The 26,967-nt window shown below is 68.8% G+C and carries 28 protein-coding genes and 1 pseudogene; 3 read left to right on the top strand and 26 right to left on the bottom strand.

The genetic code is table 11. The features are described 5' to 3' along the window. Positions 1-7 precede the first annotated feature (7 nt). The 3 genes from IT882_RS05510 to IT882_RS05520 form a co-directional block, all read right to left on the bottom strand. Positions 8-196 carry a hypothetical protein gene (locus IT882_RS05510; RefSeq protein ID WP_195693499.1) on the bottom strand — a complete coding sequence of 63 codons (189 nt, stop codon included), beginning with the start codon at positions 194-196 and terminating at the stop codon, positions 8-10. A gap of 158 nt (positions 197-354) precedes the next feature. After that, positions 355-729, bottom strand: coding sequence for a DUF305 domain-containing protein (locus tag IT882_RS05515; RefSeq protein ID WP_195693500.1), 375 nt, complete (start codon positions 727-729; stop codon positions 355-357). A 107-nt stretch (positions 730-836) separates the two neighbouring features. After that, positions 837-1,019 carry a hypothetical protein gene (locus IT882_RS05520; RefSeq protein ID WP_195693501.1) on the bottom strand — a complete coding sequence of 61 codons (183 nt, stop codon included), beginning with the start codon at positions 1,017-1,019 and terminating at the stop codon, positions 837-839. A 900-nt stretch (positions 1,020-1,919) separates the two neighbouring features. On the opposite strand from IT882_RS05520, the gene IT882_RS05530 reads away from it, so the two are divergent. Next, positions 1,920-3,316, top strand: a protein-coding gene (locus IT882_RS05530) for an IS3 family transposase (protein ID WP_370428832.1) whose coding sequence is annotated in 2 segments (ribosomal slippage) — positions 1,920-2,256 and positions 2,256-3,316 — 1,398 coding nt in all. Because the reading frame shifts where the segments join, the coding sequence is not laid out codon by codon here. Positions 3,317-3,798: 482 nt separating this feature from the next. On the opposite strand, the gene IT882_RS16355 is transcribed toward IT882_RS05530, so the two are convergent. The 3 genes from IT882_RS16355 to IT882_RS05540 form a co-directional block, all read right to left on the bottom strand. Further along, entirely contained in the window at positions 3,799-4,101 is a 303-nt protein-coding gene (locus IT882_RS16355) for an HAD family hydrolase (RefSeq protein WP_229382325.1), read from the bottom strand. 36 nt (positions 4,102-4,137) lie between these two features. Next, positions 4,138-4,263 carry a hypothetical protein gene (locus IT882_RS16885; RefSeq protein ID WP_267490542.1) on the bottom strand — a complete coding sequence of 42 codons (126 nt, stop codon included), beginning with the start codon at positions 4,261-4,263 and terminating at the stop codon, positions 4,138-4,140. 306 nt (positions 4,264-4,569) lie between these two features. Then, a complete protein-coding gene (locus IT882_RS05540; protein WP_195693502.1) occupies positions 4,570-4,902 on the bottom strand; it encodes an ArsR/SmtB family transcription factor in 333 nt (110 codons plus the stop codon). Positions 4,903-4,980: 78 nt separating this feature from the next. Here IT882_RS05540 and IT882_RS05545 point away from each other — a divergent pair, with 78 nt between their 5' ends. Continuing rightward, positions 4,981-7,017, top strand: coding sequence for a heavy metal translocating P-type ATPase (locus IT882_RS05545; protein ID WP_195693503.1), 2,037 nt, complete (start codon positions 4,981-4,983; stop codon positions 7,015-7,017). Between the two features lie 35 nt (positions 7,018-7,052). Here IT882_RS05545 and IT882_RS05550 read toward each other — a convergent pair whose 3' ends face one another. The 20 genes and pseudogenes from IT882_RS05550 to IT882_RS16890 form a co-directional block, all read right to left on the bottom strand. Next, positions 7,053-7,448 (bottom strand): DUF4307 domain-containing protein, encoded by a 396-nt coding sequence (locus IT882_RS05550; protein WP_195693504.1) that lies wholly within the window; start codon positions 7,446-7,448, stop codon positions 7,053-7,055. Positions 7,449-7,458: 10 nt separating this feature from the next. Continuing rightward, positions 7,459-9,438, bottom strand: coding sequence for a cytochrome c oxidase assembly protein (locus IT882_RS05555; protein WP_229382378.1), 1,980 nt, complete (start codon positions 9,436-9,438; stop codon positions 7,459-7,461). Between the two features lie 129 nt (positions 9,439-9,567). After that, complete coding sequence (gene ccsB, locus IT882_RS05560) at positions 9,568-10,584, bottom strand: c-type cytochrome biogenesis protein CcsB (RefSeq protein ID WP_195693505.1); 1,017 nt, start codon at positions 10,582-10,584, stop codon at positions 9,568-9,570. Between the two features lie 80 nt (positions 10,585-10,664). Beyond that, the gene (locus tag IT882_RS16360) at positions 10,665-10,991 is read right to left on the bottom strand and encodes a M23 family metallopeptidase (protein WP_229382326.1); all 327 of its coding nucleotides are present in this window, start codon (positions 10,989-10,991) and stop codon (positions 10,665-10,667) included. A gap of 557 nt (positions 10,992-11,548) precedes the next feature. Further along, on the bottom strand, positions 11,549-12,847 hold the full coding sequence (locus tag IT882_RS05570; RefSeq protein ID WP_229382327.1) for a M23 family metallopeptidase: 1,299 nt from the start codon (positions 12,845-12,847) through the stop codon (positions 11,549-11,551). Next, positions 12,844-14,463, bottom strand: a complete 1,620-nt coding sequence (lnt, locus tag IT882_RS05575; protein ID WP_195693507.1) for an apolipoprotein N-acyltransferase — start codon at positions 14,461-14,463, stop codon at positions 12,844-12,846. The genes IT882_RS05570 and lnt overlap by 4 nt, the downstream gene beginning before the upstream one ends. Before the next feature lie 3 nt (positions 14,464-14,466). Next, positions 14,467-15,405 carry a cytochrome c oxidase assembly protein gene (locus IT882_RS05580; RefSeq protein ID WP_195693508.1) on the bottom strand — a complete coding sequence of 313 codons (939 nt, stop codon included), beginning with the start codon at positions 15,403-15,405 and terminating at the stop codon, positions 14,467-14,469. Further along, positions 15,405-17,098 (bottom strand): annotated as a pseudogene (gene resB, locus IT882_RS05585) (cytochrome c biogenesis protein ResB). Before resB ends, IT882_RS05580 begins: the two are co-directional and overlap by 1 nt. Beyond that, positions 17,079-17,843: a cytochrome c biogenesis CcdA family protein gene (locus IT882_RS05590; RefSeq protein ID WP_195693509.1), complete on the bottom strand. Its 765-nt coding sequence runs from the start codon at positions 17,841-17,843 to the stop codon at positions 17,079-17,081. The pseudogene resB and the gene IT882_RS05590 overlap by 20 nt, the downstream one beginning before the upstream one ends. Beyond that, positions 17,840-18,439, bottom strand: a complete 600-nt coding sequence (locus IT882_RS05595) for a TlpA family protein disulfide reductase (protein WP_195693510.1) — start codon at positions 18,437-18,439, stop codon at positions 17,840-17,842. The genes IT882_RS05590 and IT882_RS05595 overlap by 4 nt, the downstream gene beginning before the upstream one ends. Then, complete coding sequence (locus IT882_RS05600; RefSeq protein ID WP_195693511.1) at positions 18,436-18,771, bottom strand: DUF6804 family protein; 336 nt, start codon at positions 18,769-18,771, stop codon at positions 18,436-18,438. The genes IT882_RS05595 and IT882_RS05600 overlap by 4 nt, the downstream gene beginning before the upstream one ends. Next, positions 18,768-19,316, bottom strand: a complete 549-nt coding sequence (locus tag IT882_RS05605; protein ID WP_195693512.1) for a signal peptidase II — start codon at positions 19,314-19,316, stop codon at positions 18,768-18,770. The genes IT882_RS05600 and IT882_RS05605 overlap by 4 nt, the downstream gene beginning before the upstream one ends. 66 nt (positions 19,317-19,382) lie before the next feature. After that, positions 19,383-19,658, bottom strand: coding sequence for a zf-TFIIB domain-containing protein (locus tag IT882_RS05610; RefSeq protein ID WP_195693513.1), 276 nt, complete (start codon positions 19,656-19,658; stop codon positions 19,383-19,385). Further along, positions 19,655-20,371, bottom strand: coding sequence for a copper resistance CopC family protein (locus IT882_RS05615; protein WP_195693514.1), 717 nt, complete (start codon positions 20,369-20,371; stop codon positions 19,655-19,657). Before IT882_RS05615 ends, IT882_RS05610 begins: the two co-directional genes overlap by 4 nt. Before the next feature lie 13 nt (positions 20,372-20,384). Continuing rightward, positions 20,385-20,588 (bottom strand): hypothetical protein, encoded by a 204-nt coding sequence (locus IT882_RS16365; RefSeq protein WP_229382328.1) that lies wholly within the window; start codon positions 20,586-20,588, stop codon positions 20,385-20,387. Beyond that, positions 20,585-21,022, bottom strand: coding sequence for an NAD(P)-binding domain-containing protein (locus IT882_RS16370; RefSeq protein ID WP_324253930.1), 438 nt, complete (start codon positions 21,020-21,022; stop codon positions 20,585-20,587). Before IT882_RS16370 ends, IT882_RS16365 begins: the two co-directional genes overlap by 4 nt. Further along, positions 21,004-21,402, bottom strand: a complete 399-nt coding sequence (locus IT882_RS16375; RefSeq protein ID WP_229382330.1) for an FAD/NAD(P)-binding protein — start codon at positions 21,400-21,402, stop codon at positions 21,004-21,006. Before IT882_RS16375 ends, IT882_RS16370 begins: the two co-directional genes overlap by 19 nt. Continuing rightward, positions 21,402-22,070: a DsbA family protein gene (locus tag IT882_RS05625; RefSeq protein WP_195693515.1), complete on the bottom strand. Its 669-nt coding sequence runs from the start codon at positions 22,068-22,070 to the stop codon at positions 21,402-21,404. The genes IT882_RS16375 and IT882_RS05625 overlap by 1 nt, the downstream gene beginning before the upstream one ends. A 90-nt stretch (positions 22,071-22,160) precedes the next feature. Continuing rightward, positions 22,161-22,613 carry a hypothetical protein gene (locus IT882_RS05630; RefSeq protein ID WP_195693516.1) on the bottom strand — a complete coding sequence of 151 codons (453 nt, stop codon included), beginning with the start codon at positions 22,611-22,613 and terminating at the stop codon, positions 22,161-22,163. A gap of 487 nt (positions 22,614-23,100) precedes the next feature. Next, positions 23,101-23,235, bottom strand: a complete 135-nt coding sequence (locus tag IT882_RS16890; RefSeq protein WP_267490543.1) for a hypothetical protein — start codon at positions 23,233-23,235, stop codon at positions 23,101-23,103. A 184-nt stretch (positions 23,236-23,419) separates the two neighbouring features. Here IT882_RS16890 and mobF point away from each other — a divergent pair, with 184 nt between their 5' ends. Then, positions 23,420-26,959: a MobF family relaxase gene (gene mobF / locus IT882_RS05635; RefSeq protein WP_195694126.1), complete on the top strand. Its 3,540-nt coding sequence runs from the start codon at positions 23,420-23,422 to the stop codon at positions 26,957-26,959. The last annotated feature ends 8 nt before the right edge of the window (positions 26,960-26,967 follow it).

A 26,967-nucleotide genomic window follows, 5' to 3' on the forward strand; every position in this document is an offset into this window, starting at 1 on the left:
GCTCCGCTCATTGTCGATAGCCGAGCACGGTCGTCATGGCGGTTTCGGCGTGGTAGATGTTGTGGCAGTGGGCGAACCGGTTCGCATCGACAGCGATCATGCCGAGCCGGCGGGCCAGGTGGGATCCGGTGACGTCCTTCGAGGTTGCGCGGCTCATGCCACCCACGCCCGGCCTCACGGTTCTCGGATCAGTCATCACAGTTCCTTCTGGCTCTGGTGGTGTTTGAGGCAGGGTCGGTTCGCCGGTTCTCGTGCCCTTGGCTGGCGAGACCGCGATGACGAGTCGGCTAGGGGTAGCCCACGACGCGGGTATTCGCCCGGTTCAGCCCGTCGCCATGGCCCATCCCCGCAATGTCACTCATGCCCGGACAATAATCCGTCGTATTGGATACCCAACTCTTCGAGCCAGCCCTTCATGGTCTGAATCTCGGGGTCCTGGGCTGCTTCGATCTGCTCGGTGAGAGTCACGACCTGTCCGCCGATGCCGTCGTTGGCGAGAATCGGATCGGCCATCTGGATGGCGTGTTTGTGGTGCCGGATCATCGTCATGACAAACACCTCGTCTGCCGAGCTGACCGAAGCCTTTCCGGTGTGGGCGAGCGGTGCGTTGCTCCTGTTGCCGGGGCCGTAGTACTTGCTGGGAATCGAGTTGTTGGTGGAGGCGCAGCCTGCGAGAACGAGCGCGGCAATGAGAGCGCCTGCGGTTAGCGCGAGGGTACGGAAACGCACCAGAGATTGTCCCTGTCTATTAGTCGAATGGGTCAGCCGATTCCCGGCCCGGAAGAGGGCAGGGCGAAGAGTGCCCCCGGCGACACGAGCGCCGGGACGGCGGGGAATCAGGTTCGACTGATCGACAAAACGATGAGTGAGGGTGGTCGCGGATGCGGCAGCGCGGCGAGGACGCTGTGACCGTGCAGGCGCAGCAGGGAAAGGGCGGCGCCTACGCGACCGAGCAGCATCGGGGCCAACAGGAGGACAAGGACGGAGAGCAGAGCGAGCGCGCACGCGACCGTCAGCATCGAGTGATTGGGCATCCCACTGAAACGACCGTCGCAGTCGCCCGCACAATGCGCAGCCCAGGCTTCGGGACTCACCCCGGTCGCAGCATCGAGCATGCTCGCCGTGGAATTCTCCATACTCGTGGCGGAGCGTTCGGGGTCTCACGATGCTCCGCGTTGAGCCCGCTCGCGAGGGTATGCATGGCCACCAGACCAATGATCACAAGGAAGGCGGTCAAAAAGGTCAGCAGCAGCCGGTGCAAACCGGAGAGAGTGCGTATCGGAGCTCGGATGTGCTTCACCGCCGACCTCCTTCCCGCGTCCACGGTACCGCCTGGACCAGCGTCACCACTGGCGCCCGGTACTCCTGCGTCGGACGGCCTACACGTTTGCGTCCAGATCGAGCGTAAGTCTCGAAGTATCGAGGAGGTGCCCCTCCGGGCTCATCGAGCCGATCCACCGCTGCGATGGGCCGTCTCGACAAGGGTGAGCAGCCCGAGGATGTCGTCCTTGATCGGTGTGCGTCCAAGAGTGGCCCAGTTTCGGACCAGATGCAGGTGCAGGGAATCGAGCGGATGCGAGCTGGCGGGACGGTTTGCCAGGAGCCGGATCGGTTCTGGTGGGCAGAGTTGCCGAACGAGACACTGCGAATCAGGCGCTCTCCGGTGCTGCGGTTTGCCTAGTTGTAAGCACTTCGTCAATGAGCGCAGGTGCGTGCGTGGGCACGCAGCAGCCGAACCGAGTGAACGCAGCCTGGAGCACCGCGGGATCAGCATCGCCCGGTTGATCCGTAGCGGGCTCTCCTTGAACTCGTCCACGATCACATATGGCGTCCCCCCTGTGCGTCAGGATGGGGTGAGACACCAGCACTGCTGACCTTCGCACTGCACGGGGCGAGAACGGACCAATACTGAGATGACGATGACGGTTGCTGACGTCGGCACCGATGATGGGGCTATGGCTCCTCGTGCTGACCGGCCCAAGAGGCGGACGTTCACCGCCGAGTTCAAAGCGGCGATCCTGGCCGAGTACGACGCCGCGGACCGCTCTGGGCGTGGGGAGATCCTGCGCCGGGAGGGCCTGTACACCTCCCACATCATCGAGTGGCGCAAGGCCGCGGCCGCCGGCTCGCTGTCCGGGCTGGGCAGCAAGCCGCGGGACCGGCGCGAGCGGGAGCTGCAGGCGCTACGGGCCCGGGCGGAGAAGGCCGAGGCCGAGCTGGCCAAGACCAGGGCGGCGCTGGACCTGATGGGAAAAGCACACGCGCTCTTGGAGACGCTCTCCGAGAGCGCGGACAAGCCGCCGCGGTCGCCGCGGTGATCAACCCGGCCGTCGACGGGCTGGCCGAGCACGTCGGCACCGCGGCTGCGTGCGCGCTGCTGGGTCGCTCCCGCGCCAGTCACTACCGGGCCAAGAACCCGCCACCGCCACGTCCACGGACACCGCGGCCGGCACCGGCGAACAAGCTGTCCGCCGCCGAGCGGGCCCACGTGCTGGCCGTGTTGACCAGCCAGCGGTTCGCGGACAAGTCGGTCGCCCAGGTCTGGGCCACGCTGCTGGACGAGGGCACCTACCTGTGCTCGATGTCCACGATGCACCGGATCCTGCGCGAGCACGACATGGCCGGGGAACGGCGCCGGCAGGCGAGCCACCCGCCCCGGACCCGGCCCGAGCTCGTCGCGACGGCGCCGGGGCAGGTGTGGAGTTGGGACATCACAAAGCTCAAGGGGCCGGAGCGGGGCGTGTACTACGACCTGTACGTCGTGCTCGACATCTTCTCCAGGTTCGTCGTGGGCTGGACCATCGCGGCCCGCGAGGACGCCGAGATCGCCAAGAACCTGCTCGAGCACGCCATGGGCATCCATGGCGTGCCGGAGGCGATCCACGCCGACCGCGGGACCTCGATGACCTCCAAACCGGTCGCTCAGCTGCTCGTCGACCTCGGGGTGGCCAGGTCGCACTCCCGCCCGCACGTGTCGAACGACAACCCTTACAGCGAGGCGGCGTTCAAGACGCTGAAGTACGCCCCGGTCTTCCCCGAGCGCTTCGGGTCCCTGGCCGACGCCGGCGCGTTCGCCGAGCAGTTCTTCGCCTACTACAACCACGAGCACCGCCACTGCGGGATCGGGCTGCACACCCCCGCCAGCGTCCACTTCGGCACCGCCGGGCAGGTCCGCGCCCAGCGCCAGGCCACCCTGGACGCGGCCTACGCCGCCCGTCCCGAGCGCTTCGGCCACCGCCGACCCCAGGCGCCCAAGCTGCCCGAGGCCGCCTGGATCAACCAGCCCTCACAGGAGGCCCTCATACAGACCGCCTGACGGAATCTGTCTCACCCGCCTTGACACTTTCCGCCCGGGCGGGCACCCAGCGCCGGGTGACATCATCGCCGGGTGCGTGGCCGTATCGCGAGGATATCCAGGTCGGTTAGGGTGCGCGGCGATCCACGTCCGATTGCTTCCAGCACCCCCCGGATACTCGGCGACGGCGACGTAACTGTTGACTCGCAGGTTGGCCAGCACCAAGCCGACGGCCGTGTCCATCCCGGAGTTCTCCTGATATCGAGCCCCCGTCACGCAGCGTCCAGGGTCTGCGTCCAACAAGGCTGTTGCTGGACCCGAACACGCTGCTGAACGCCATCGCGGCGTCGGCGAGGATGGGGTGAAGCAGGGCGAGCATCGCGACCGGTATGGCAGCGACGGTGTACGTGAATACCCAGGCAGGTTGCTCTTGATAGTTCCCGGGGTGCGCCGGGCGAGCCGGATCGCGTCGGCGCCGGGGGCGCGGTCGCCGGAGACGGTGGTTAGGTCGGCGGCGGTGATGCCAGCGTCGTTACCGGTGCCATCGCGACCACCCGCCTTGCGGCCTGCAACTCTGGGACGGCGTCGAGCTTGCCCTGCGGCGTGACCCCGGCGCGGACGTCTTCGATACCCACCTGATCGGCGCTGGCGCGGGCGGCGCCGGGGTTGTCGGCGGTGAGCAGCAGTGGGGTTAGTCCGTGCTCGCGTAGCCGCGCGACTGCTCCGGGTCTGGTCGGCTTGATGGTGTCGGCGACGCTGATCGCACCGCGTATCTGTCCGCCCCACGCCACTACCGTTTCCGTCACCCCCACCGCCTCTTCCGCCGCGACGATCGCGGTGAGTTAGGTGGGTAGCGGACGTGCCCAGCGCTCGGTGATCCGGGATGCGCAGCCGGCGGCGACCATCCGACCGGCGACGATGGCCTGCAAGCCCGGTCCGGCCCCGGCGGCGAACGCCTGTGCCGACACGCTACCGTCCATCGATCGCGCCGCCTAGGCGCTGGCCGTCAAGACGGAGCCATGTGAAGTACGTGTAGGTTCCCGCTCGAGATGGCGAAGAGAGCGATGGGTTCCCACGGTAGTTGGCACCAGATTCGAGTTGAGGATTCGACGAGTAATGGCGGATTCCTGCACGAGACTAATGGCCGCCGCGGCGATCGGCTACGCAACCATGCAGCGGCTGCGGGCCGGCAGCGACGCTCTCCCCGGTCGCAGCAGAGCTCGTTGACGTGAACGCGGGATTGCCCTTGCCGATCGGGCGAGATCTGTCATGCGTCATCTTCCGCCGGGCAGATGCTCAAGGTGCCCAATAGCTTCCGCGAGCAGTTCGGAGACGTGGTCGTCGAAGAGTGAGTAGTGGATGTGTCGGCCGGCGCGCGTGCCGATGACCAGGCTCAGATGCCGCAGCAGCCGCAGATGGTTCGATGTGGTCGTCTGGCCGATGTGCAGCCGCTCACTGAGGTCGGTCACGGTACTCGACTGAACACTCAAGGTGCTCAGAATGCGCAGCCGCACAGGCGAGGCCAGCGCTCGCATGGTCTCGGCGAGCCGCTCAGCATCCGCTACCGACAGGGAGCCTGCTTCCCGACGCGTCTCACCACCCACCATGGTCACTAGTGTGCCCTCCAATCACGATAATCATTCACACATACAAAATATCATGATCTTGTGATGTATTATCGTGGCATGACTGCTTCTTCTCCGACGACGGTCGCGCCCGCTGCTGGGACGCATGACCATTCCCACGGTTCGGCCAGGTGGGAACTGTGGTTCGCGATCGCCGCTGGCGTCACCTATTCGGGCGGGATGATCGCCGAGTTTGCGTTGGGGTTGCCGATGGTCGGATGGCCGATTGTGTTCTTCCTCGCTACTTACCTCTTCGGCGGGTTCTTCACGTTCCGCACCGCAATCGTTTCGACGCTAAGCGGAAGGTTCGAAGTGGATTTCCTCATGCTGGTGGCCGCCATCGGTGCCGCGCTCATTGACCGGTGGGCGGAGGGTGCGGTGCTGCTGTTCCTGTTCAGCCTCGGCCACGCGCTCGAGGAGTACGCCCTCAGCCGGGCGAGCAAGTCCATCGAGGCCCTCGCCGAGCTCGCTCCCCGCCGGGCGCTGGTGCGCCGTGGCGACCAGGAGCCGGTGGAGGTTCCGGTGGAGGAGATCGTGGTCGGGGACATTGTAGTAATCCGTCCAAACTCCCGCGTCCCATCAGATGGCTTCGTGATATCGGGTGTGTCTGCGGTTGATCAGTCCGCGGTGACCGGGGAGTCCATCCCGGTGGAGAAGGAGGCGGTGGGGGATCCGGAGCGCGCGATGCGGACCGTCGACACGCTCCCCGCCGCCAATCGGGTGTTCGCCGGCACCGTGAACGGGCCCGGCGTGCTCGAGGCCGAGGTCACCGCGACCGCGGCGGACTCGACGCTGAGCAAGGTCGTCGAGCTCGTCCGCACCGCCGACCAGGCCGCGTCCCCTACCCAGCAGTTCATCGACCGTTTCCAGCGCTGGTACGTGCCCGCGGTGATTCTCGGCGTCGCGGTCACCCTCTTGGTCTCCTGGCTCGCGTTCGCGCAGCCGTTCCCCGACGCTTTCTACCTCGCCATGGTGGTCCTCGTCGCCGCCAGCCCCTGCGCCCTCGCTATCGCGACCCCGGCCGCGGTCCTGGCGGGTGTCGCCCGTGCGGCGCGCGCCGGCGTGCTCGTCAAGGGCGGCGCCCCGCTCGAAACGCTCGGAAGGGTCAAGGCGATGGCGTTCGACAAGACCGGGACCCTAACCTGGGGAGCACCCCGAGTAACGTCCATCACTCCCGACGGCGATGTCCCTGAGGCCGAGCTGATCCGCACGCTTGTCGCCGTCGAATCCCTCAGCGACCACCCTCTCGCCGAGGCCATCGTCCGAGACTTCGAGCCCCGCGTCCCCCAGACTCAGCGGCTCACCGCGACCGACCTGAACGCAGTCGTCGGTCGTGGCGTCACTGCGACGATCGACGGAGATCGGGTCGACGTCGGAAACCTCCGCATGTTCGACGAGCAGCAGCTCGCGCTGAACGGCACGCTTGCTGCCGCATACACGCGCGCGCGGGACTCCGGTCAGACGCTGATGATCGTGCGCCGCGGAGACCGGTTCCTCGGCATCGTCGGAGTGATGGATGCCTCACGCGCAGAATCCGGTCAGGTGCTCAGCGCCCTCCGGGCCGCGGACGTGGGCCGGCTCGTGATGGTCTCCGGCGATAACCAGCGTGTCGCCGACGCTGTCGGCCGGGAAGTCGGCGTCGACACCGCGATCGGTGAGCTTCTCCCCGAAGACAAGGTCGCCCAGATCACCCACCTGGCCGAAGCCCACCGGCCGATCGCGATGGTCGGCGACGGCGTCAACGACGCTCCCGCGATGGCGCGTGCAGACATCGGTATCGCGATGGGCGCCGCCGGCTCCACCGTTGCGCTCGAGACCTGCGACATCGCGCTGATGAGCGATGATCTCGGCCGTGTCCCGTTCGCGGTGCGGCTCAGCCGTGCGACCAGCCGGATCATCCGGCAGAATCTCATCGCGAGCCTCGCGATCGTCGCGTTCCTCATCCTCGCGACGTTCCTTGGGCTGAACATTGGCGCGGTCGTCCTCATCCACGAAGGCTCCACCCTGATCGTGGTTGTCAACGCGCTCCGCTTGCTCAACTTTGAGCGCGGCAAGGAGCACCACGGCATCGACCACGAAGACAGGCCGAACGCGTAAGCCGCAATCCGGCTGAGCGAGCCGCCTGCGCGCGGCTATGTCGCCCAGCAGGATTGCACGGTGCCGGTCGTTGGCTGCGCGACGGTACGGATTGTCTCCACGAGGGCTCGCGTGATCTGCGCGGACGCGGGGTATTCGATGACACGCCAACCGACGATGCCGAAGTCCTCGTCCAGCGCCTGCACAGCACACGCGAACGTTGTCTCGGCGGGTGGGGTGACCTGGAAGGACACCCTCACGGTGCGGGCATCGACCAGCTCATAACCGGTCTCGTTGAATCCGACGTCGTCGATCGCATTCGAGATGGTCAGCCAGGAAAGCCCCACGATAGAAAGGGCAGCTACCGTCGCGACGGTGATCCAGAATACGTGGCGGCGGAGGGGCCGCGGGGTACGACCGTACCGGTCGGCGAGTTCTTCCTTCGTAGTCATGCGGTGCGCTCTACCTGCGGCTGCGAGCGTCTCGGTGGGCGAGCTCGACGAGGCGTGCGTTGTAGGCCTCGAGTTCGGCGTCGCCGGTGCGGTCGGCGTGTCGATCTCGCCGCTTGGTCTCGCGGGCGTCGCTGCGACTCCACTGGATCGCGACGGTGATCGCGAGAATCAAGGTGGGGATCTCACCGATCGACCAGGCGATGCCGCCGCCGGTGTATTGATCCTCGAGCGGTGTGGCACCCCAGGTGCGACCCATCGCGCCGAACCAGTCGGCGACCATCAGCCCCGACTGCATCATGATGGCGATGCCGAAGAACGCGTGCATCGCCATCACGCCGATGAGCAGCAGCAGCCTGCCGGCGTAGGGAAGCCGCCACGGCACCGGGTCGATGCCGATTAGGGAGAGCGCGAACAGGTAGCCGGTGATGAGGAAGTGCGCGATCATCCACTGGTGGCCGAGGTGGTCGTACAGCGACCAGCGGAACAGGTCGGTGTAGTAGAAAACCCACAGTGAGCCGATGAACAGGGCGGCAGCGACGAACGGGTTCGTCAGGATGCGGGCGACGGGCGAATGCACCGCCCACAGGATCCACTCGCGCCCGCCGCGGGTGCCGTCGTCGCGTTTGCGGATTGCCCGGGCGGCGAGCGTCACCGGGGCGCCGGCGACTAGCAGCACCGGGATCGCCATCGTGAGCAGCATGTGGCCCACCATGTGGATGCTGAATAGGTAGCCCTGGTAGACGTTGACGACTCCGCCGGTGACCCAGACCAGCAGCACCATGCCGGCGATCCACATGATCGTGCGATACGCCGGCCACGCGTCGCCGCGGCGACGCAGCCGCCACACACCGGCAAGGTAGAAGAAGATCGCGAATCCGGCGAGCACCGCCCACAATAGGTCCACGTTCCACGTGGTGACCCACCGTTCGATCGTGAGTTCCGGGGGCAGCGGCGCGCCGGTGAGTCGTTCCGCCGGCGAGCGGGTCTCGGGAAGCGGGGCCGGGTTCGGTGGCGGGGTGCGGGCCAGCGCTGCGGCGGCGCCGCTGGCCACGCCCATCAGCGCCAGCTCGAACGCGATCAGCATCCAGAAAGGCCGGGATGCCGCATCTGAGCTGCGCATCCTGCCGATCAGGCTGGTGCGGTACCACGCCCCGAAGAGGCCGAGGCCGACGAGCGCGACGACCTTGACGCCCAAGATCGCGCCATAGGGCGAGAGCAGATCGGACCACTCCTGCAGGCCGATGGCGGCGCGCACGGTGCCGGACACGGCCACGAGCACGAAAGCGGCCAGAGCGATGCTCGAGTAGCGGGCGACGACATCGGGGATGCGGTGACGGTCGAGGGCCGGACGGACGGCGATGAGCAGCAGGAGCCCACCGAGCCACACGGCGGCGCCGATGATGTGCAGGATGAGCGCCATCATCGCCTCGTGGTGGAAGGCGTCGTCGCCGGAGTGCCCCTGCGTGCCCATCGGCACGAGCGAGGCCACCGCCACCAGGGCGACCAAAAGCGTTCCCGCCCAGGACCGCACGGCGAATGTCAGGACGGTGAGTGCGGCGCCGGCGACCGTCGTGATCAGCCATGTCCTGCCGACCTCGAGCTCGACGAGGAACCGGCCGAGCTGGGCACCGAACTGGGGGCCGGCGTCGATGGCCGGGTTGAACACGCTGAGGAACGTGAGGAACCCGGTCGTGCCCGCGGCCACGGTGAACACGGCGGCAGAGATCGACGCGGTGTCGAGGGCGACGTCGAACGCGCTTTCCCCGGCCCGCAGCGTAAACAACGCAGTCACGAGCACACCGACCATGCCCGCGGCCGCGAGATTCACGACCAGTTTCGCGACCGGAAGCCCCCAGCGCACGGCAGGGCCGGCGTCGCCTAGCGGGATCTGCGCTGCACCTCCACCGAACCACAACGCCCCGACCAAGGCGATGAGTGCGACCCCGACGAGGATCGCAGGACCGGCGATCCCCAAGACGCGAGGACTCATTCCCGTCGCGGGTGGCGGGACCACTGTCCGCGTTTAAGGTTGTCCGCACGCTTGATGGCGGAAATCGCGGGTATCGAGGACATCTGCGTGCTTTCGGTTCGGGCAAGCGGTCGGAGCAGGGGTGCGGGGTCAGGTGAGCCCGGAGTAGGAGTGCAGGCCCTGGAAGAACATGTTCACGATCGTGAAGTTGAACAGCACCGCGACGAACCCGATGATGGACAGCCAGGCGGAGCGGGTGCCGCGCCAGCCGCGCGTCGCGCGGGCGTGGATGTAGCCGGCGTAGAGAACCCAGATCACGAACGTCCACACCTCCTTGACATCGAAGCCCCAGTAGCGGCCCCAGGAGTCGTTGGCCCAGATCGCGCCGGCGATCAGGGTAAAGGTCCAGAACACGAACCCCACGATCGCGAACCGGTACGCGAGGGACTCGAGCGCGTCGGCGGTGGGCAGAGTGCGCAGGAACCCGGGACCGGCTGCGCGGGCAGTGTCCGAGGATGCTCGGGCGCGGCGCTCCCGGCGGGCCTGCAGGAGCTGGGTGATGGAGATGCCGCAGGCGATCGCGAACAGCGCTGTGGCCAGGGAGGCGACGAAGACGTGGATGATCAGCCACACGCTCTTGAGCGGATCCATCAGCGGGACGACCTCGACGTAGAACGAGATCGTCGCCCCGCCCAGCAGCAGCACGATCATGCCGACTAGGAACGCGCCGAGGAAGCGGAGGTCGTAACGGCGCAGCACCAGCAGGTAGACGGCGACGATCAGGACCGTACCGGTCAGCGCGAACTCGTACATGTTCGCCCACGGCACCCGCTCCGCGGCGATCCCGCGCAGGATGGTGCCGGCCAGGTGAAACAGGAACGCGAGGACCGTCAGCGACGTCCCGATCCGCGCCCACAGCAGCCGTTGACGCTGCGCGGGCGGCGTGCGAACGCTGTCCACCGACCCGCTCTCGGCGTTGTCCGTCTGCTGGCCCGCCCGGGCGGGAGCGCCGGCCAGGGCCGGCTCCCGCTGCGCGACGCTGGCCGGGACGGAGCGCCCGGCCAGGTCGAGGGTGTACGCGATGAACGCGAGTAGGTAGGTGGCGATCGCCGTCCACACCAGAAGCAGCGAGATGCTGTCGAGGGAGAGCGCGTCGGTTCCGGTCATGGCAGGGTCGTCCTCTTCGTCGTTGCGGTCAGGGGGTGCGCGCGAGCGGGGTGGCGCGGTAGATCCGTGCGGCACATGGGTCAGCCCGCGTTCGCTTCCAGCCAGGCCAGCGAGTCCACGGCGGTTCCGTCGAGGTAGACCTCGAAGTGCAGATGGTTCGCGGTGGAGCGTCCCGTGCTGCCGACGAGTCCGACCAGCTGCCCGGCCGTGACGGTCTGCCCGGCGGCGACCTGCCGGCTTCCGGTCTGCATGTGCGGGTAGACCGTGCTCACCCGCTGCCCGTTCAACACGGAGTCGACCACGACGGTCACCCCATATGCCGCATAACTATCCTGGGAGATCCGCACCATGCCGTCCAGCGACGCGTAGACGGGGGTCCCCCCGGCGGCTACCATGTCAGTTCCCATGTGGGCGCCGCCGCGAGCCCCGAACCGATCGGTGACCCTGAACGGCCCGCCTAGCGGCCACCGCACCACCCCACTACTGGGACTGACCATGCTCGGGTCGAACGGAATCGAGGCGACGCTACCCGATGCGCGAGCGCGCGCCGCAGCAGCCTCCGCCGCCTTTTTCCGCTCGATTTCCTCCGGGGTGGTGGCCGCATAGCTTTCCCGGTTCAACTGGGCACCGCCGTTGCCGGAGGCCACGACCAGGGATTGGGCGTCTTCAGAGGCAACCTGTTGCAAGGTCGGGGAGTCCTGGTCCGTGGGTTGCCCAGCTCCGTATGCAGGGAGTGCAAATGTGGCAACCAGGCCGCAGACCATTGAGAGGGCCGTCAAGGTCCGGACCGGCCGGGCTTGGGTGGACGAAGGAGGCATTGAGTATTCGCCAGGTGTGGGCGGCGCGGGCAGTAGGTGCGCGGCGGCCTGCTGGCGCCGGCTACGTCTGGTGAGCGGCGTCTGGGGCTGTTCGCCTAGTGATGAAGTGATCCGTTCATTCATGAGGAGCTCTCTTTCGCGTTGGGTCAGATGGAGATGCCGCGGGAGGCGAGGAACGCGGTGGGGTCGATCGGGGAGCCATTCGCGTAGGCCTCGAAGTGCAGGTTGCAGCCGAACGCGTTGCCGGTGTTGCCTTCGCTGCCGATCAGGTCGCCGGCGTTCACACGTTGGCCGTATCCGACGTAGAAGCCGCCGGGGCGGATGTGAGCGTAGCCGGTGCCGATCCCGCCGCCGTGGTCGATTTTGATGTAGTTGCCGTAGCCGCCGTTGTACCCGGCGTAGACGACGATGCCGGCCGCTGCGGCGTAGATCCCGGCGCCGCACCCGCCGCTGAGATCGACGCCGTAGTGGTAACTGGTTGAGCAGTATCCGTTGCCACATCGGGAGCTGCGCGGCCCGAACCCGGATGTGCGATGCCCGGAGGTCGGTCGCGCCCACCCGGAGCTGACCACAGCCCCGCCGCCACCGCCTGAGGCGGCGAGCCGCTCCGCTTCGGCCCGCACTGCCGCCAGCCGCTGCTCCTCTGCGATCCGGGCAGCTTCCACTCCGGCCTGATAGTCGGCGACGGTCCTCGCGGTGGTGTCCTCGAGCGCGGCTAGCTGGGCCTGCAGCTGGCCGAGATAGAGGGACTGCGTGTCCAGCGCGACCTGTGCGGCATCGGCGGCCTGCTGCGACTCGAGCATCTTCTGCTCGGCGACCCGGCGCAGCCGGTCCCGCTCATCCCGGGCCACCACCGCCTGATCGGTCAGGCTCTGCGCGGCATCGCGGGCGGTGAGCGCCGCAGCGTAGACGGTCTGGTTGCGTTCCAGCAGCTTGTCCATCACGCCCAGCCGGGACAGGAGATCGTCCGCGGTCGCAGCCGACCCGGAGAAGAACAGCTCGAGGGAAGTGGTGTCGCCCCCATCGCGGTACAGCTGAGCGGCGATGCGGCCGGCCTTGTTCGCCGCGTCGGTCGCGTTCCGCGCTTCCGCGTCGGCCTGGGACTGCAACGTGTCGGCGCGGATGGATGCGTCGAAGTACTCCTGCTGGGCGGTGTAGAACGCGCCGGCGGCTTGCTCGGCGGCGGTGCGAGTGCGCGCGACCTCGCCGGTCAGGCTCTGGATGAGGCCCTGGATCCGTTGCACTTCGGCGGCCTTGGTGGCTTCGTTCGCTTTCGCGGCCTGCACGTCATCCCAGGACGGATAAGTTGCCGCGAACGCGGCAGGCAGAAATGGGCCGGCCACCAACAGGGCGGCGACAGCGGCCGTGCCCGCACCGAGCAGAGCCCGCCTGCTCACCACCGGTTCTGCGCCCCACCGAATCAGCGGTCGGCTTGTTGCGCTCATGGCCGACTCCGTTCGTAAGAGCGGCGGGGCCTGGTGCCCGACCGGACATGGGCACGGTGAGCGAATCCGAACACCGCCAGGGCGGCGCCGGCGACAACAAGGACCAGTCCTGAAAACCAGGGGCCGAGCACGGTCGCGGGGGTGAGGCCGGTGCGCAGCGGGACGGTGGTGATCGCCGCGCCTGCGGTGTCGACGCCGATGCCGTCGAGGGTGGTGCCGTCCGGGGCGATCACCTGGCTGGTGCCGACCGTGGAGACGTTCACGACGGCGCGGCCGGTTTCGATGGCGCGCATCCGGGCGAACGCGAGCTGCTGTAGGTTCTCGTCGGTGCCGCGGAAGTCGGCGTTGTTGGTCTGGAACACGAACATCTCCGCGCCGGCGCGGGCAGCGTCCCAGATGACGGTGTCGTAGATCACGTCGAAGCAGATCGCCAATCCCACCCCGACGTCCCCGACCTGCACCAGCGGCGGGTTGCTGCCGGGGGTGTACTCGCGTTGGATCAGCCCGACCAGGTCGGGGGCGAGCAGCTCGTAGAACCACCGGTCGGGCACGTACTCCCCGAACGGGACCGGGTTGACCTTGTCGTGCCACTGCCGGCCTGCGGGATCCGCAGTCCACAGCAGGGACGTGTTGAACATGTCGTCGCCGCGGGTGGTGGCGGCGTTCATCAGCAACGGCGCCCCCGCGGCTTTCACGACCCGGTCCAGGGCAGCAGCGGCGGCCGAGGTGTTCAGGGGGTCGGCATCGACGCCGCCTTCCGGCCAGGCCAGCAGATCCATCGGCTGCCCGTACAGCGGCATGGTGGCGGCCGTCTGTGCGGCGAGGACCTCGCCGGGGGTCTTGTCGTCGAAGTACCCGGTGGGACCGTTGCCCTGCACCCAGCCGACCCGGAACTCCCCGGCCGGCGCGGTGGGGAACTGCGGCGCGATGACCAGGAGAGCGGCGACACTGATCGCGGGATGCAGTCCCACTAGGAACCGGATGCCGCCGGCGCGGATCCACTGCACCACGCCGGCGCACATCACGACGATCAGCAGTGACAGGCCGGTCACGCTCGTCCACGACGCGACTTCCGCGAACGGCCCGCCCACTTGGGTGATCCCGACCCTGGCCCACGGGAACCCGGAGTACGGCCATGCGCCCATCACCACCTCACGGGCCGCCCAGAGTCCCCCGATCAGCGGAGGAACCAAGAGCAGCTGCACCAGGCCCCGGGCCGGGTAGCGGGCGGTCCACCGGTAGGCGAGGGCGATCGGCGCCGCCCCGGCGCCGAACAGGGCCGCTTCCAGCCCGGCGAGGGCCAGCCACGGCACCGGGCCGAGAAACTCCCCCACCCACACCAGATGGGTCGTGTAGAACACGGCGCCGAAGACGGTGCCGACCAGCAGCGCCCCGCCGATACTGCGGCCGATCAGTGTCACCACGGCGACCGTGACACTGACGAACGTCACCGGCCACCATCCCACCGGTGGGGACGCCAGATCCAGCAGCAGTCCGGCGGCCGCGGACGCCGGCACCGCCACCCACAACGGCAGCGACCATGCCCCGGGGGTGCGGCGCGGGGACTCCTGCTCCGGCGCGGCGGCCGGGGCAGGGGATGGCAGGGTCGTTCGCATCGGTCAGATGTCTTTCTGGTGCAGGCGGGTGAGATAGTCGTTGTAGGCGTCGAGCTCGGGGTCGCCGTGGACGTCGGCGCGGCGGTCGGCGGCGTCGGCCTCGACGGTGTCATCGCGGAACCAGCGGTGCATGACGTAGATCAGCATCAGCAGGGTGGGGGCCTCACCGTAGGACCACGCCAGCCCGCCGGCGAGGCGCTGGTCCTCGATCGGGTCGATGCCCAGCGCGCTGGTGGGGCCGGCGAACCCGTCGACGAGGGTGGTGGCAGCCATCATCAGAAACACCCCAAAGAATGCGTGCAGGGCCGCTTCGGCAAACACGTCCAGGGCGCGGCCGCCGTGGCTCATCCGCACCGGCAACGGGTCAGAGGACAGCACCGGGATGGTGAACAGCATCCCTGCGACGAGGAACCCGACCTCGAGGAGGGTGTGCCCGGTGATAGTGGACAGGATCGGGTCGGCGAAGTTCGCCAGATACAAGCCGTAGAACGCCAGCAGATACAGCGGCACCGCCAGCCACGGGCTCAGCAGCCACCGTGCGGTGCGGCTGCGCAACCCGGCATGCGCGGCACGCAGCACCAGCAGGCCCGCTCCGCGGTGCGGGGTGGCGCGCAGCAGCAAGGTGCCGGGCGAGCCGAGGACCAGCAGCGGCGGGATCGCCATCATCAGGGTCAGCTGCTGGAACATGAACACCGAGAACAGCGCATACCCGTAGTTCTCCACCGCCAGCCCGGTCACCGCGGCGAGAGCGATACAGCCGAGCAGGAAGCTGATCGTCCGCCATACCGGCCAGCCGCGGCCGCGCACCCACATGCGGATCGCACCGGCCAGGTAGACGACTGCGAGAAGTCCCGCGATAAGCGGCAGCGCCGGAGCCGGAAGCGGGGCCGGGGTGATAAACCCGGGCAGGGTCGGCGGGGCATCCGGGATCCACACGCTCATCACGGCGCACCCCCACTATCACGCTCCGCGTCAAGAGCCTGCACGTGGCGGATCGCGAGCTCGTCGACCGCACGCTCCAAAGCAGGATCTTCACCGCGGGCCAGCCCCGCGTACTCGACGTGAACACCCTCCGGCGTGCTGCGGGCCTTCACCCAGAGCCGCCGGCGGGGCACGAACAGCCCGGCGAACAGGCCAAGGGTGGCAAGGGCGGAGAACGCGAGCACCCACCCGCTGCTGGGGTCGCGTTGGATCTGCAGCGACGCGAACCGTTTCACCGGCTCCTCCGCCGTGACCTGCTCCCACGTGATGGTGCCCCACCCGTTCGGCAGATCGACGGTGGCGCCGGGGGTCAGCTCGAGGGAGTCGGCCGCGGTGTCGCCGCCGGTGTGCTGGGTGAGCCCGTCGACCTCGAGCGTGTACACCGACCTCGGCGTGCCATCGTCGATGCCGAGATCCCCGCTGAACACGTTGAGGGTGATCACCGGGTTGACCACGTCGGGGTAGACGGAGGTGAACGCGCCGGAGGGCAGCACCCCTGGGTGGGGTAGAAGAACCCGACCAGCCCGACCTGCTCGGGCAGCCCGTCCGGGATCTTGATGATCCCCAGCGAGGTCATGTTGGAGTCCTGCGGCAGGAACGGCTGCGACTCGCTGTACACCACCTCACCGGCGGCGTCGCGGATCGTGAGGGTGGGGGCGTAGCCGTTGCCGAGCAGGTAGATTCGGTCGCCTTCGACGGTGATCGGGTAGTTCACGATCACGCTTTGCGCCCGGTTATCCTGCCCAGGTTGGCGGATCGTAACGTCGGCGGAGAAGTCGCCGGCCTGCCCTGCGCCGGGGGTGCCGGGCAGGCGGTAGGAGACCTGGAAGTCGTCGAGGGTGAGTGAGTAGGGGGCAAGGCTGGTGCCGTCGATGAACCGGCCGGGGTTGAACGAGGAGTAGTCGCTGAGCGCGTTCACGAACGTGGTGCCCTCCACCACCACTCGCTGCCCGGTGTATGCGAACGACCCGCCGATCGCGACCGAGACGAGCACCCCGACGAGGGCGACATGGAAGATCAGGTTTCCGGTCTCGCGCAGGTAGCCGCGCTCTGCCGACACCGACGTGGTTCCGCGAGCGTCGTAGCGCTCCACCCGGTATCCGGCTCGCCGCAGTTGCTCCGCCGCGACGTCGATCGCGTGCGCGGCCGGGTCGGTCTGCCCTTCCCCTCTCGGCAAAGTCAGTTCCCGGTGCTCCGAGAGCCGTGACAACCGGGCGGGGGTGCGCGGCGGGCGGGAACGCAGCGCCTTGTAGTGGTGGCGGGCGCGGGGGATCACGCAGCCGATCAGGGAGGTGAACAGCAGCAGGTAGATCGCGGAGAACCACGGCGACAGGTACACGTCGAACAGGCCCACCGCATCTGCCAGCGGGAACACGTCGGGGTTGTCTCGCTCCCACTGGATGACCCCGTTGGGGTCGGCGCTGCGCTGCGGGAACAGCGACCCCGGAACCGCGGCGATCGCGAGGAATAGCAGCAACACCAGCGCGGTGCGCATGCTGGTCAGCTGCCGCCACGCCCACCGCAGCCACCCCATGACACCCAGCGTCGGCTGGGAGATCTCGGTCGAGGTGTCGACGTCGGTGTCGGCGTGATCGCCGGGGCGTAGCGGGTCGGCGGTGACGTCGGTGCCGGTGTCAGAGCGGGAGGGGGACATTGATCACCACCTGTTGCAGCTGTGACATCAGCGCGGTCCACAGCCCGGTCACCATCAGCAGGCCCAGGGCGATGAGCATGGCTCCGCCGATGATGTTCAGGGCGCGGATGCGTTGGCGCAGGAACGTCACCGATCGGGACGCCCACCCCCATCCGGCCGCGAGGATCAGGAATGGGATGCCCAGACCCAGCGAGTACGCCAGCCCCAGCAGGCCCGCGCGGGCGGGGTCGCCCAGGTTCCACGACATCGAGATGATCGCCGCGAGCGTCGGGCCGATGCAGGGAGTCCAACCGACACCGAGCGCGAACCCGAGCAGCGGCGCCCCGATCAGCCCGGCCCGCCCGCGGGCGCGGGGGCGGAGGGTGCGTTGCGCGATGCCGAAGAACCCGAGGAACACCAGCCCCAGGGCGATGATGACGACCCCGAACACGCGGGTGAGCACATTCGCGTACTGCAGCAGCACGTATCCGAAGGCGCCGCCGAGGATCGTGACGGCGACGAACACCACCGTGAACCCGGCGATGAACAGGCTCACGCCCAGCAGCAGCCGGGCGCGCTCCGCCGTCACCGTGCGGCCGCCGGTCCCCGTGGACGCCGCGGTGGTGGTGGTGCTGCCGAGGTAGCCCAGGTAGCCGGGCACCAGCGGCAGCACGCACGGGGACACGAACGAGACCAGGCCGGCGAGGATCGCGACCGGGATCGCGACCCACAGGGCACCGTCGACGATCACCTGACCCGGGTTCATGACGTGTCCTCCGCGAGCGTGTCGGCGACCAGGGTGGACAGGATCGACGCGGAGGCCAGCTGCCCGATGATCCGCGCCGCAACCCGCCCGTCCCGGTCGATGACCAGAGTGGTCGGGGTGGCCTGGATCGGGGTGACCTGCGCGAACGCGAGCTTGACCCGCCCGTCGTTCACGTCGATCACGCTCGGGTAGGTGACGTTGTTGTCCCGGGCGAACGACAGTGCCGTGGCCGGCTGGTCGTAGGTGTTCACCCCGAGGAACGCCACACCCTGGTCCTGATACTCCTGCCAGACCTCCTCGAGCATCGGGGCCTCGACGATGCACGGCCCGCACGCGGCGTACCAGAAGTTCACCACCAGCACCCCGCCCCGGTAGTCGTCGCTGGACACCGCCTCCCCGGTCTCGGTGACGCCCTCGAACACCACCGGCTCACCGCGCTCGGCATCCGGGATCTCCACGACCTGAAAGTCGCCGGCGATGTAGCCCTTCTCGTTCCCGTCCCGGTACTGCTGCGCCAGCGAGTCGCTGGACGTGCACCCGGTCAGCAGCAGCACCGCGACCAGCGTCACGGCGGCAGGGACGGCGCGGCGGTTCATGCGCGCTTGACCTTGATCAACGCGCCGGCGACCAGGAACACGACCGCGGCGACCGGCTGCGCGGCCGTCCACACCGGTCCGGTGAACGGGAACGGGAGCACCGGGTTCCAGATCACCGCGATCGCGGCGAACACCGGCAGCCACCACCACTGCCTGGCCTGGATCGCGAACCATCCCACGATGACCGCGAAGATCGCCGCGACGAACAGCACCAGCGTGAACCAGCCCCCGCCCATCAGCAGCGGCGCGACGAACAGCACCGCCGCCGCGAGCAGCCCCGGCGCGAACGCGTTGCGCTGGTACACGGACGGGGTTCGCTGCTTCGCCATCATGACCCGTTCACCACCGAGCCCGCCGCGGGCGAGGCAGCGTTTGTCGCACCCTCGGCTGCGCTCGCGCGGGCGCATCGGTGACGGGCCCAGATCGTCAGGCCCAGGACGATGACGCCGGCGCCGAGCGCGACGTCGGCAAGATTGCCGATGAACAGGTTCCCGTAGGCGAGGAAGTCGGTGACGTGACCGACCCCGAACCCGGGCGGGGAGAACAGCCGGTCGATCAGGTTCCCAATCGCACCGCCCAGGATCAGCCCGATCCCCACCGCCCACCATCCGGTCCGCGCCCGCGCGGCGGCGACGACCAGCAACACCACGGCCCCGACCCCGAGGAGAGTGAGCAGTCCGGTGAACCCGGACCCGAGGGAAAGGATCGCGCCCGGATTGAACGCGAGCTGCAGCCCGAGCAGATCCCCGAGCAGCGGGATCCGCTCCGTCTCACTCAACCCTCCCAACGCGGCCGCCTTCGTCGCCTGATCGACCAGGACCACCACAGCGGCGGCCAGGCACGCGACCGCGAACCGCCGGGTCTGCTCACGAACCATCAGCGGTGCTCCCTGCGACAGATGCGGTCGCTGACACGCCGGACGTCCAGGCAGAGGCCTTTGGGGTCAGAAGTCGAAGAGGTCACCGAGGAACCCCTCCTTCCGCCGACGCCCGGAGCGACCGTGATGATCCCTGTCGCGGTCAGAACGGTGGTCGCCCTCACGCGGATAAGGGGCGGTGCTTCTTTGCCGCCCGCCACCGGCGAGGTCGGCGGCACGGTCGATGATCTTGTCGAGCTCGCCACGGTCCAGCCACACCCCCCGGCACTGCGGGCAGTAGTCGATCTCGACCCCGGAGCGATCCGTGATCAGCAGAGCGGCGCCGTCGACCGGACATTTCATGACGGGTACTCATTCTGTTGCTGTGCGTCGGCGGGTCCGCCATCCGCGGCATCCGCAGCCGCGGCTGCTCGGTCGCGGCGGCGACGCTCTCTGGCCACCATGAGCACGACCACCACTGCGCCGCCGAGAACGATCACGCCGCTTACGACGGCGAGGACCGGCAGAAACTCCCCACCCCCGGAGGGCTCACCGTGACCGGGGTTCCCGGTGGTATCGGTGGACGTGGGAGACGGGGCGGGTGTCTGCTCCTCGGTCGCTTCGGGGGTGGGGGTGCTGGTGGGGACGGTGACCGCTTCGACGGTGTACTGGTACTCGTTGCTGATCGGATGCCCGTCGCTGGACACCACCCGCCACCGCACCGTGTACGCCCCGGCCTGACCGGGCGTCACCGCCTGAGTGACCGTGGTCCCGTCGATGACCGGATCCCCCGACGCGAGGTTCCCCCCGTCCGGGGCGACCACCTCGATGATCACGGCGCTGAAATCGGTGAGGATCTCACCGCTGAACGTCAGCGAGATCTCCTCCGGGACGACACTGACCGTGGACCCGGCTTCCGGAGACGAGGAGACGATCTCATCGTGCGCGGCCGCAGGCGCCGCAGTGGCCAACAGGAGCCCAGCGGCCACCAGCAGCGACGTCAGGGTGGGCAAGAGGAAGACACGTCTCCGCGAGCCGGATCGGTGCGGGCGTTCGTGGTCTGTGACGGTGGTCAAGGCGGTGGTCCTTTCAGGGCCTGTTGATGATGTGCTGGGCAATCGTCGTCGCGTCTTTCCACACCCCGGCGAGGGTGTCGGCACCGCGGCCGCCGTACTGCGGCATCCCCGCCACGAACAGCCCGGGCAGCCCGGTCATGGTGCGCCGAGGCCGGTTGATGCGGGCCGGCTCCGGGAGCCAGTCATCGCCGGGGTCGTAGCCGGTGGCGAGAATCACCGACCGGGGGAGGCCTGCGTGCCATCAGCGAAGGCCACCACGGAGCCTGTGCTGGTCTCCACCCCGGGAGCGATCGTGACCCCGGCGCGGCGCAGCTGCTCATAGCTCTCGCCGAACACGGGCTCCGGACGACGCTCCCGCGAGAACAAGGACACCCGCTCGCCGGCAGCGGCGGGGTAGCTCATCGCGGGGCGATGCTGCCGCCGCGTGCGCACGGACAGAGTGACGGTGTGCGACGCGGACAGCTCACGCGCCAGCTGGACACCGCTGTTGCCGCCACCGACGATGAGCACGTCCCCTGCCGGGATCTGCTTCGGATACAGGTACTGGCTGCTGTGCAGCACTACCCCCGGCACCGTCATCCCCGCCGCCCATTCAGGAAGACGAGGCCGCGCAGCGGCACCAGTCGCACAGATCACGTTGCGGGTCTGCACCTCCCCGCCGTCGTAGACAGCAACAGCGTCGAACCGTTCCCTCGTTGTTCCACCCCAACCGCACGAACACCCCAGACCGTCTCCACACCCAGCCTGGCCTCCACGAAAGAGAGGTAGTCCGCCATCTCGTCCACTCGCGGATGCCGGCGCTGGTCACCCAGCAGCCGCCGCGGAGACAGCGCGCTATGCCGGGCGTCGCTGAGAAGCTCCATCGAATGCCACCGTGAGGACCAGGAACGCTGCCCCGTGCTGGCGGCGTCGATCACCACGAACTCGTGCTGCGGCCGCAGCCCTTCCGCGCTCAGAGCCGCGGCAACCGCGAGCCCGGACTGCCCGGCGCCGACGATGATCGCGCGCCGATGCGTCAAACCCGCCCGCATCACTGGCCACCGTTCACCGCAGCCTGGATGGCGTTCTCGAGGTCGTCCCACGCCTGCAGCTCGAGCAGCTCGCCGTCGAGAAAGAACGTCGGGGTGCTGCTCACGCCAAGCGCCTGGCCCTCCTCGAAGTCCAGCTCCACCCGCTCCGTCGTGGCCGGGTCCGCCACGGCGGCGTCATATGCGGCCATGTCCAGACCGATCTCCTCCGCGAAGCCACGGAACAGGTCGGCGCGAGACTCCTGCGCCTCACCCCACTCCGCCTGCGTCTCGAACAGCCGGACATACATGTCCTCGAACCGGTCCTGCTGCGCGGCCGCTTCCGCCGCGACCGCCGCGTTCTTCGAGTTGAAATGGCCCGGCAACGGGAAGTAACGAACCACATACGTGATCTCCCCCGCGAACCGGTCCCGCAGATCCTCCACGATCGGGAAGAACGCGCCACACGCCTCACACTCGAAATCGAGGAACTCGACCAGGGTGACAGCGCCCTCCCCGCCGTCGTCGAGGACATGCGAGCTCCCCCGCACCACCTGCGGGGATGCGTCACCGCCCCCAGGTGAAGGTGAAGCGGTCTGGCTCTGATTGACAAGGACATAGATCAACGCGGCGATCACCATCACCACCACAACGGCCATGGTGACGAGCGTCGCCTTCACAGGGGCTTTCATCGGGTACTCCAAACCAAGACACGGCACAAGACAGAACCCGGGCACGTAGCCCGGGACGAAGCGCCACCCGGCAGGGCGGCGTACCAGATGTCAGGTTCGGGAAAGACCCAACTGCGTCAACGAAAAGACGATCGGGTGGGGGCGGGCGGCCGGCGCAGGAAGCAGCGAAGGCATTCGTGGTGCGTCACCGAGAAGCGGAGGCGTCCGCCGATGCCACAACCCCCGCAGCACCACAACGAGCGTCAGCCCGCACAACGCACCCAACATGCACAGCGCAGCGCCAACCACCGCGTTCGGCCCAGAAGTGCCGCCACCAGCGAAGGCCTCATGCTCAGCCGGGCTATCAGCCATGGGCTCGACGTCCGGATCCATCAACCCAGATATCACCAAGGGAACAGGAGTCGAACCATCCGCGTCCGTGTGCCCAGTCGCCGCCAGCCCCAGCATCAGCAGCAACGCCAAACCGACGCTGGCAATGAGCCTCATTATCAACAACTGCTCGTTCAGCGTCGCGGCACGCGGAGTCCGGGCCGAAGAGACCATCCCATACAGCATACCGCGCGGCTCGCCCCGGTATGTCCGGTGACAGAATTCCTGGAAGGAGCTGTCTCATGTACGTCCCGGGAACTACCCGCGCGATCCTCCTGGGCGCACTGCTCGTATGGCACGAATCAGCTCTTCACCGAAGAGGCCGCCGACCAGAATGACATCCACGAACTGCTCATGGGGGTCTGTCTCGCCCTGCCATTCCCGACTGTGCGCCCCTGTCCTAGGCGCGGAAGACAGGGTCAGATACATCCTCGAATGGTTCTAGGGCAGGCTCCGAAGCGATGCCGTGGCTCAGTGTTGGCTGATTGCGGCGTCCTAGCAGCGGACGAGTCCGCAGTTCATCCCGACGCTAGTTAGGACGCGTGCAGTGATCGCAGCACGCTACGAAGCAGCGGCATGGGCGAGAACGAAGAGACGGAACCGGGACGCGGTGCGTCGATTGCGGAAGCGGGTAGGCCGATCCTATGCGTCATGCCGGAGGTCACCAGGCCTTCGAGTACGGCGCCAACTGCGCGTGGAGGTCGGGATGGATGGTCTCCCGGACTCCAAGGGTCCGGAACGACACCGCGTCGGGTTGCATTCTCGAGGGCCGCGGGATCAGGGTTGCGTCGCTCATCGTCGTCTCCTTCCGAAGGGGCGGATCGCAGTTACCCAGCGCAGCCCGCACACGTTCTCGACGACGACCCACGCGTCTTGCAGATCGAGGGCGCCGCGAGATTCGTTGTGTCGCATCCGATGCGACAGACCGCCTCCGCTCACCTGCCCGGTGAGCGGAGGCGGTGGGTCGGGTGACGGTTTCGATGCGAGTGATGAGCGCGGGCGACGGGTACAAGTACCTGCTGCGCACGGTCGCGGTCGGCGATGGGGACAGGTCGCTTTCGACGCCGTTGACGCGCTACTACGCGGAGGAGGGAAGCCCGCCCGGTCGCTGGCTCGGCTCCGGCGTCGCCGCGCTCGGCGGCGGGTGGATCGCGGTGGGCGATCAGGTCTCGGAAGCCCAGCTCCAGCTCCTCGTCGGCATGGGCCGCGATCCGATCACCGGCGCCCCGCTGGGGCGCGCGTACCCGGAGTACTGCAGCGTCGCGGAGCGGGTCGCCGCCCGCGTCGCCGGCCTCGACCCCGACATGGCGCCGACGGCGAAGGCCGAGGCGGTCGCCGGGATCGAGGCCGAGGAGACCGAGCGCGGCACGCGGCGGGCGGTTGCGGGGTTCGACTTTACCTTCTCGATCCCGAAGTCCGCGTCGGTGCTGTGGGCGGTCGCGGACGCCGGGACGCAGGCGCTCATCGCGGACGCGCACCATGCGGCGGTTGCGGAGGTGGTTGCGTTCATGGAACGGGAGGTTGCAGCCACCCGCACCGGCGCAACCGGACGCAACGGCGCGGTTGCGCAGGTCGACGTGACCGGACTGGTCGCTACCACGTTCGACCACTACGACTCCCGGGCGGGCGACCCGCACCTGCACACGCACGTCGTCGTGTCGAACAAGGTGCAGACCGTCCTGGACGGCAAGTGGCGGTCCCTGGACGGGCGGCCGATGCACGCGGCGACTGTTGCGCTGTCCGAGTTGCACGAGGCCGTGTTCGCCGACCACCTGGCCCGCGCGTTCGGGGTCGAGTGGGAGGCCCGCGACATGGGCCGGGACCGGAACCCGGCGTGGGCGATCGCCTCGGTGCCGGAGGAGCTGGTGGCCGAGTTCTCCTCCCGCTCCCGGCACATCGACGCGGAGAAGAACCGACTCATCGCCGAGTACGTGGCCCGGCATGGCCGGCAGCCCTCGACGGCGACGATCATCAAGCTCCGCGCCCAAGCCACTCTGTCCACGCGGCCGGAGAAGGAGGTCCGCTCGCTCGCGGACCTCACCGCCGACTGGCGGCGGCGCGCGGGCCGGCTGCTCGGAGCTGATGCGACCGCGTGGGCGCGCGCCGTTACCGCGAACGACGCACCGCTGCTGCTGCGTGCCGACGACGTGCCCCTGGACGTGATCGCCAGTCTCGGGCAGAGCGTCGTGGAGGCGGTCGGCGAGAAGCGGTCCACCTGGCGGCGCTGGAACCTGACCGCCGAGGCGGCCCGGCAGACGATGGGCTACAGGTTCGCCACCATCCACGACCGCGAGACGGTCGTCGGGCTCGTCGTGGATGCCGCCGAGGCCGGATCGCTGCGCCTCACGCCGCCCGAGCTCGCGTCCGCCCCGGCCGCGTTCCAGCGGCGGGACGGGACCAGCGTGTTCCGACCCCGCCACTCGACGGTGTTCTCCTCCGAGGTCCTCCTGGCGGCCGAAGACCGCCTCCTCGAGCGCGCCCGCACCACCACCGGCCCGACCGTGCCGTTGGCGACCGTCGAGAGGATCACAGCCAAGCCCGACCGCGAGGGCCGGGTCCTCGGCGACGACCAGGCCGGCGCCCTCGCCTCGGTCGCCGTCTCCGGCCGTGTGGTCGACGTGCTCGTGGGGCCGGCCGGCGCCGGCAAGACCACGGCCATGTCGGCGCTGCGGCGGGCATGGGAGAACGAGCACGGCCGCGGCTCCGTCGTCGGGCTGGCACCCTCGGCGGTCGCGGCGCAGGTCCTCGCCGATGACCTCGGGATCAAGACCGAGAACACCGCGAAGTGGTGGGACACCCACCAGCGCACCGGGGCCACGTTCCGCAAGAGCCAGCTCGTCATCGTCGATGAAGCGTCCCTGGCCGGCTCCCTGTCCCTGGACCGCATCACCGGGCTTGCGGCCGAAGCCGGGGCGAAGGTCTTGTTGGTGGGCGACTACGCGCAACTCCAGTCCCCGGCCGCATCGGGGGCCTTCGCGATGCTCGTGCACGACCGCGACGACGCCCCCGAGCTGGTCGACATCCACCGCCTCGTCAATGAGTGGGAGAAGGCCGCCTCCCTCGGGCTCCGGCACGGCCGGCCCGAGGCGATCGACGCCTACCTGGAGCACGGCCGCGTCGCCGAGGGCGAGACGGAGGCGATGATCGACGCCGCCTACCGCACCTGGCGCACAGACACCCTCGCGGGCAGGGCGGCGGTGCTGGTCGCGGATACAGGCGAATCGGTGCTCGCGCTGAACGAGCGGGCCAGAGCCGACCTGATCCTCGACGGCACCGTGGACGCGCGCCGTGAGGTCGAGCTGCGCGACGGCACCCGTGCTGCGGTTGGGGATACCGTCATCACCCGCCACAACGACCGCCGCCTGCGCGCCGGGAGGGGCTGGGTCCGCAACGGCAACAGATGGACGGTCACCGAGGTCCGCGACGACGGCTCCCTCACCCTGCGCCGCGCCGGCCGCAAGCGGGGCGGCTCCGTCGTCCTGCCCGCGGACTACGCCGCCGAGCACGTCGAGCTCGGCTACGCGGTGACCGCCTACCGCGCCCAGGGCATCACCGTGGACGCCTCGCACGTCCTGGCCGACGCGAGCACCACGCGGGAGAACTTCTACGTCGCCATGACCCGAGGCAGCCACACCAACGCCGCCTACGTCGCCGTCGACAAGCCCGACCCCGCACACGAGACACCGCACCCCGCCGACAATGCCGAGGCGACCGCGCGGAGCGTGCTGTTCGGCGTGCTCCAACACGTCGGCGCCGAGCTCTCCGCGCACGAGACGATCACCGCCGAGCAGGAGGCCTGGGGTTCGATCGCTCAGCTCGCGGCCGAGTACGAGACGATCGCCGCCGCCGCGCAGCACGACCGCTGGGCCGCCCTCATCCGCGCCTCCGGCCTCACCGACGACGAAGCAGACGACGCGATCGCCTCCGAGGCGTTCGGGGCGCTCACCGCCGAACTACGCCGGGCCGAGGCCAACCACCACGACATCGAGGCCCTGCTGCCGCGCCTCGTGAGGGCGCGCGGGTTCACCGATGCCGACGACATCGCCGCCGCCCTGCACTACCGCGTCGCCACAGCCACCGCCCGGCCGGCAGGCTCGGGCCGCACCCGCAAGACGCCGCGGTTGATCGCCGGACTCATCCCCGAGGCCACCGGGACCATGACGCCCGAGACGCGGCAGGCGCTCACCGAGCGCCGCGACCTCATCGAGGCCCGCGCGGACACCGAACTCGTCGGCGCTCTACAGGACGGCGAGACATGGACGGTCGCGCTCGGCCCCGAGCCGAAGGACGACAAGGCCGCCGCGATCTGGCGGTGGCACGCTCGCACCGTGGCCGCCTACCGCGACCGCTACAGCATCATCGGCCCCGCGCCGCTCGGAGCGCCGGCCGAGAGCGCGGCACAGAAGGTCGACGCCGCCCGCGCCCGTACCGCCCTCGACCGGGCGCAAGCCATCGCCCACGGGCCGGAGCAGACACCGCAGCGCCGGACCGGACGGGAGCAGGTGCGTCGCTCGCTGTGACGCGGGTG

It is taken from the genome of Microbacterium schleiferi (assembly GCF_015565955.1).
GTDB classification, from domain to species: Bacteria; Actinomycetota; Actinomycetes; order Actinomycetales; family Microbacteriaceae; genus Microbacterium; species Microbacterium schleiferi_A.

Excerpts from the sequence above, each read along its gene's own strand:
- IT882_RS05510 (WP_195693499.1), bottom strand. The coding sequence starts at position 196 with ATGACTGATCCGAGAACCGTGAGGCCGGGCGTGGGTGGCATGAGCCGC.
- IT882_RS05520 (WP_195693501.1), bottom strand. The coding sequence starts at position 1,019 with ATGCTGACGGTCGCGTGCGCGCTCGCTCTGCTCTCCGTCCTTGTCCTC.
- IT882_RS05540 (WP_195693502.1), bottom strand. The coding sequence starts at position 4,902 with ATGGTGGGTGGTGAGACGCGTCGGGAAGCAGGCTCCCTGTCGGTAGCG.
- IT882_RS05545 (WP_195693503.1), top strand. The coding sequence starts at position 4,981 with ATGACTGCTTCTTCTCCGACGACGGTCGCGCCCGCTGCTGGGACGCAT.
- IT882_RS05550 (WP_195693504.1), bottom strand. The coding sequence starts at position 7,448 with ATGACTACGAAGGAAGAACTCGCCGACCGGTACGGTCGTACCCCGCGG.
- IT882_RS05555 (WP_229382378.1), bottom strand. The coding sequence starts at position 9,438 with ATGAGTCCTCGCGTCTTGGGGATCGCCGGTCCTGCGATCCTCGTCGGG.
- ccsB (WP_195693505.1), bottom strand. The coding sequence starts at position 10,584 with ATGACCGGAACCGACGCGCTCTCCCTCGACAGCATCTCGCTGCTTCTG.
- IT882_RS16360 (WP_229382326.1), bottom strand. The coding sequence starts at position 10,991 with ATGGGAACTGACATGGTAGCCGCCGGGGGGACCCCCGTCTACGCGTCG.
- IT882_RS05570 (WP_229382327.1), bottom strand. The coding sequence starts at position 12,847 with ATGAGCGCAACAAGCCGACCGCTGATTCGGTGGGGCGCAGAACCGGTG.
- lnt (WP_195693507.1), bottom strand. The coding sequence starts at position 14,463 with ATGCGAACGACCCTGCCATCCCCTGCCCCGGCCGCCGCGCCGGAGCAG.
- IT882_RS05580 (WP_195693508.1), bottom strand. The coding sequence starts at position 15,405 with ATGAGCGTGTGGATCCCGGATGCCCCGCCGACCCTGCCCGGGTTTATC.
- IT882_RS05590 (WP_195693509.1), bottom strand. The coding sequence starts at position 17,843 with ATGAACCCGGGTCAGGTGATCGTCGACGGTGCCCTGTGGGTCGCGATC.
- IT882_RS05595 (WP_195693510.1), bottom strand. The coding sequence starts at position 18,439 with ATGAACCGCCGCGCCGTCCCTGCCGCCGTGACGCTGGTCGCGGTGCTG.
- IT882_RS05600 (WP_195693511.1), bottom strand. The coding sequence starts at position 18,771 with ATGATGGCGAAGCAGCGAACCCCGTCCGTGTACCAGCGCAACGCGTTC.
- IT882_RS05605 (WP_195693512.1), bottom strand. The coding sequence starts at position 19,316 with ATGGTTCGTGAGCAGACCCGGCGGTTCGCGGTCGCGTGCCTGGCCGCC.
- IT882_RS05610 (WP_195693513.1), bottom strand. The coding sequence starts at position 19,658 with ATGAAATGTCCGGTCGACGGCGCCGCTCTGCTGATCACGGATCGCTCC.
- IT882_RS16375 (WP_229382330.1), bottom strand. The coding sequence starts at position 21,402 with ATGCGGGCGGGTTTGACGCATCGGCGCGCGATCATCGTCGGCGCCGGG.
- IT882_RS05625 (WP_195693515.1), bottom strand. The coding sequence starts at position 22,070 with ATGAAAGCCCCTGTGAAGGCGACGCTCGTCACCATGGCCGTTGTGGTG.
- IT882_RS05630 (WP_195693516.1), bottom strand. The coding sequence starts at position 22,613 with ATGGTCTCTTCGGCCCGGACTCCGCGTGCCGCGACGCTGAACGAGCAG.
- IT882_RS16890 (WP_267490543.1), bottom strand. The coding sequence starts at position 23,235 with ATGAGCGACGCAACCCTGATCCCGCGGCCCTCGAGAATGCAACCCGAC.
- mobF (WP_195694126.1), top strand. The coding sequence starts at position 23,420 with ATGCGAGTGATGAGCGCGGGCGACGGGTACAAGTACCTGCTGCGCACG.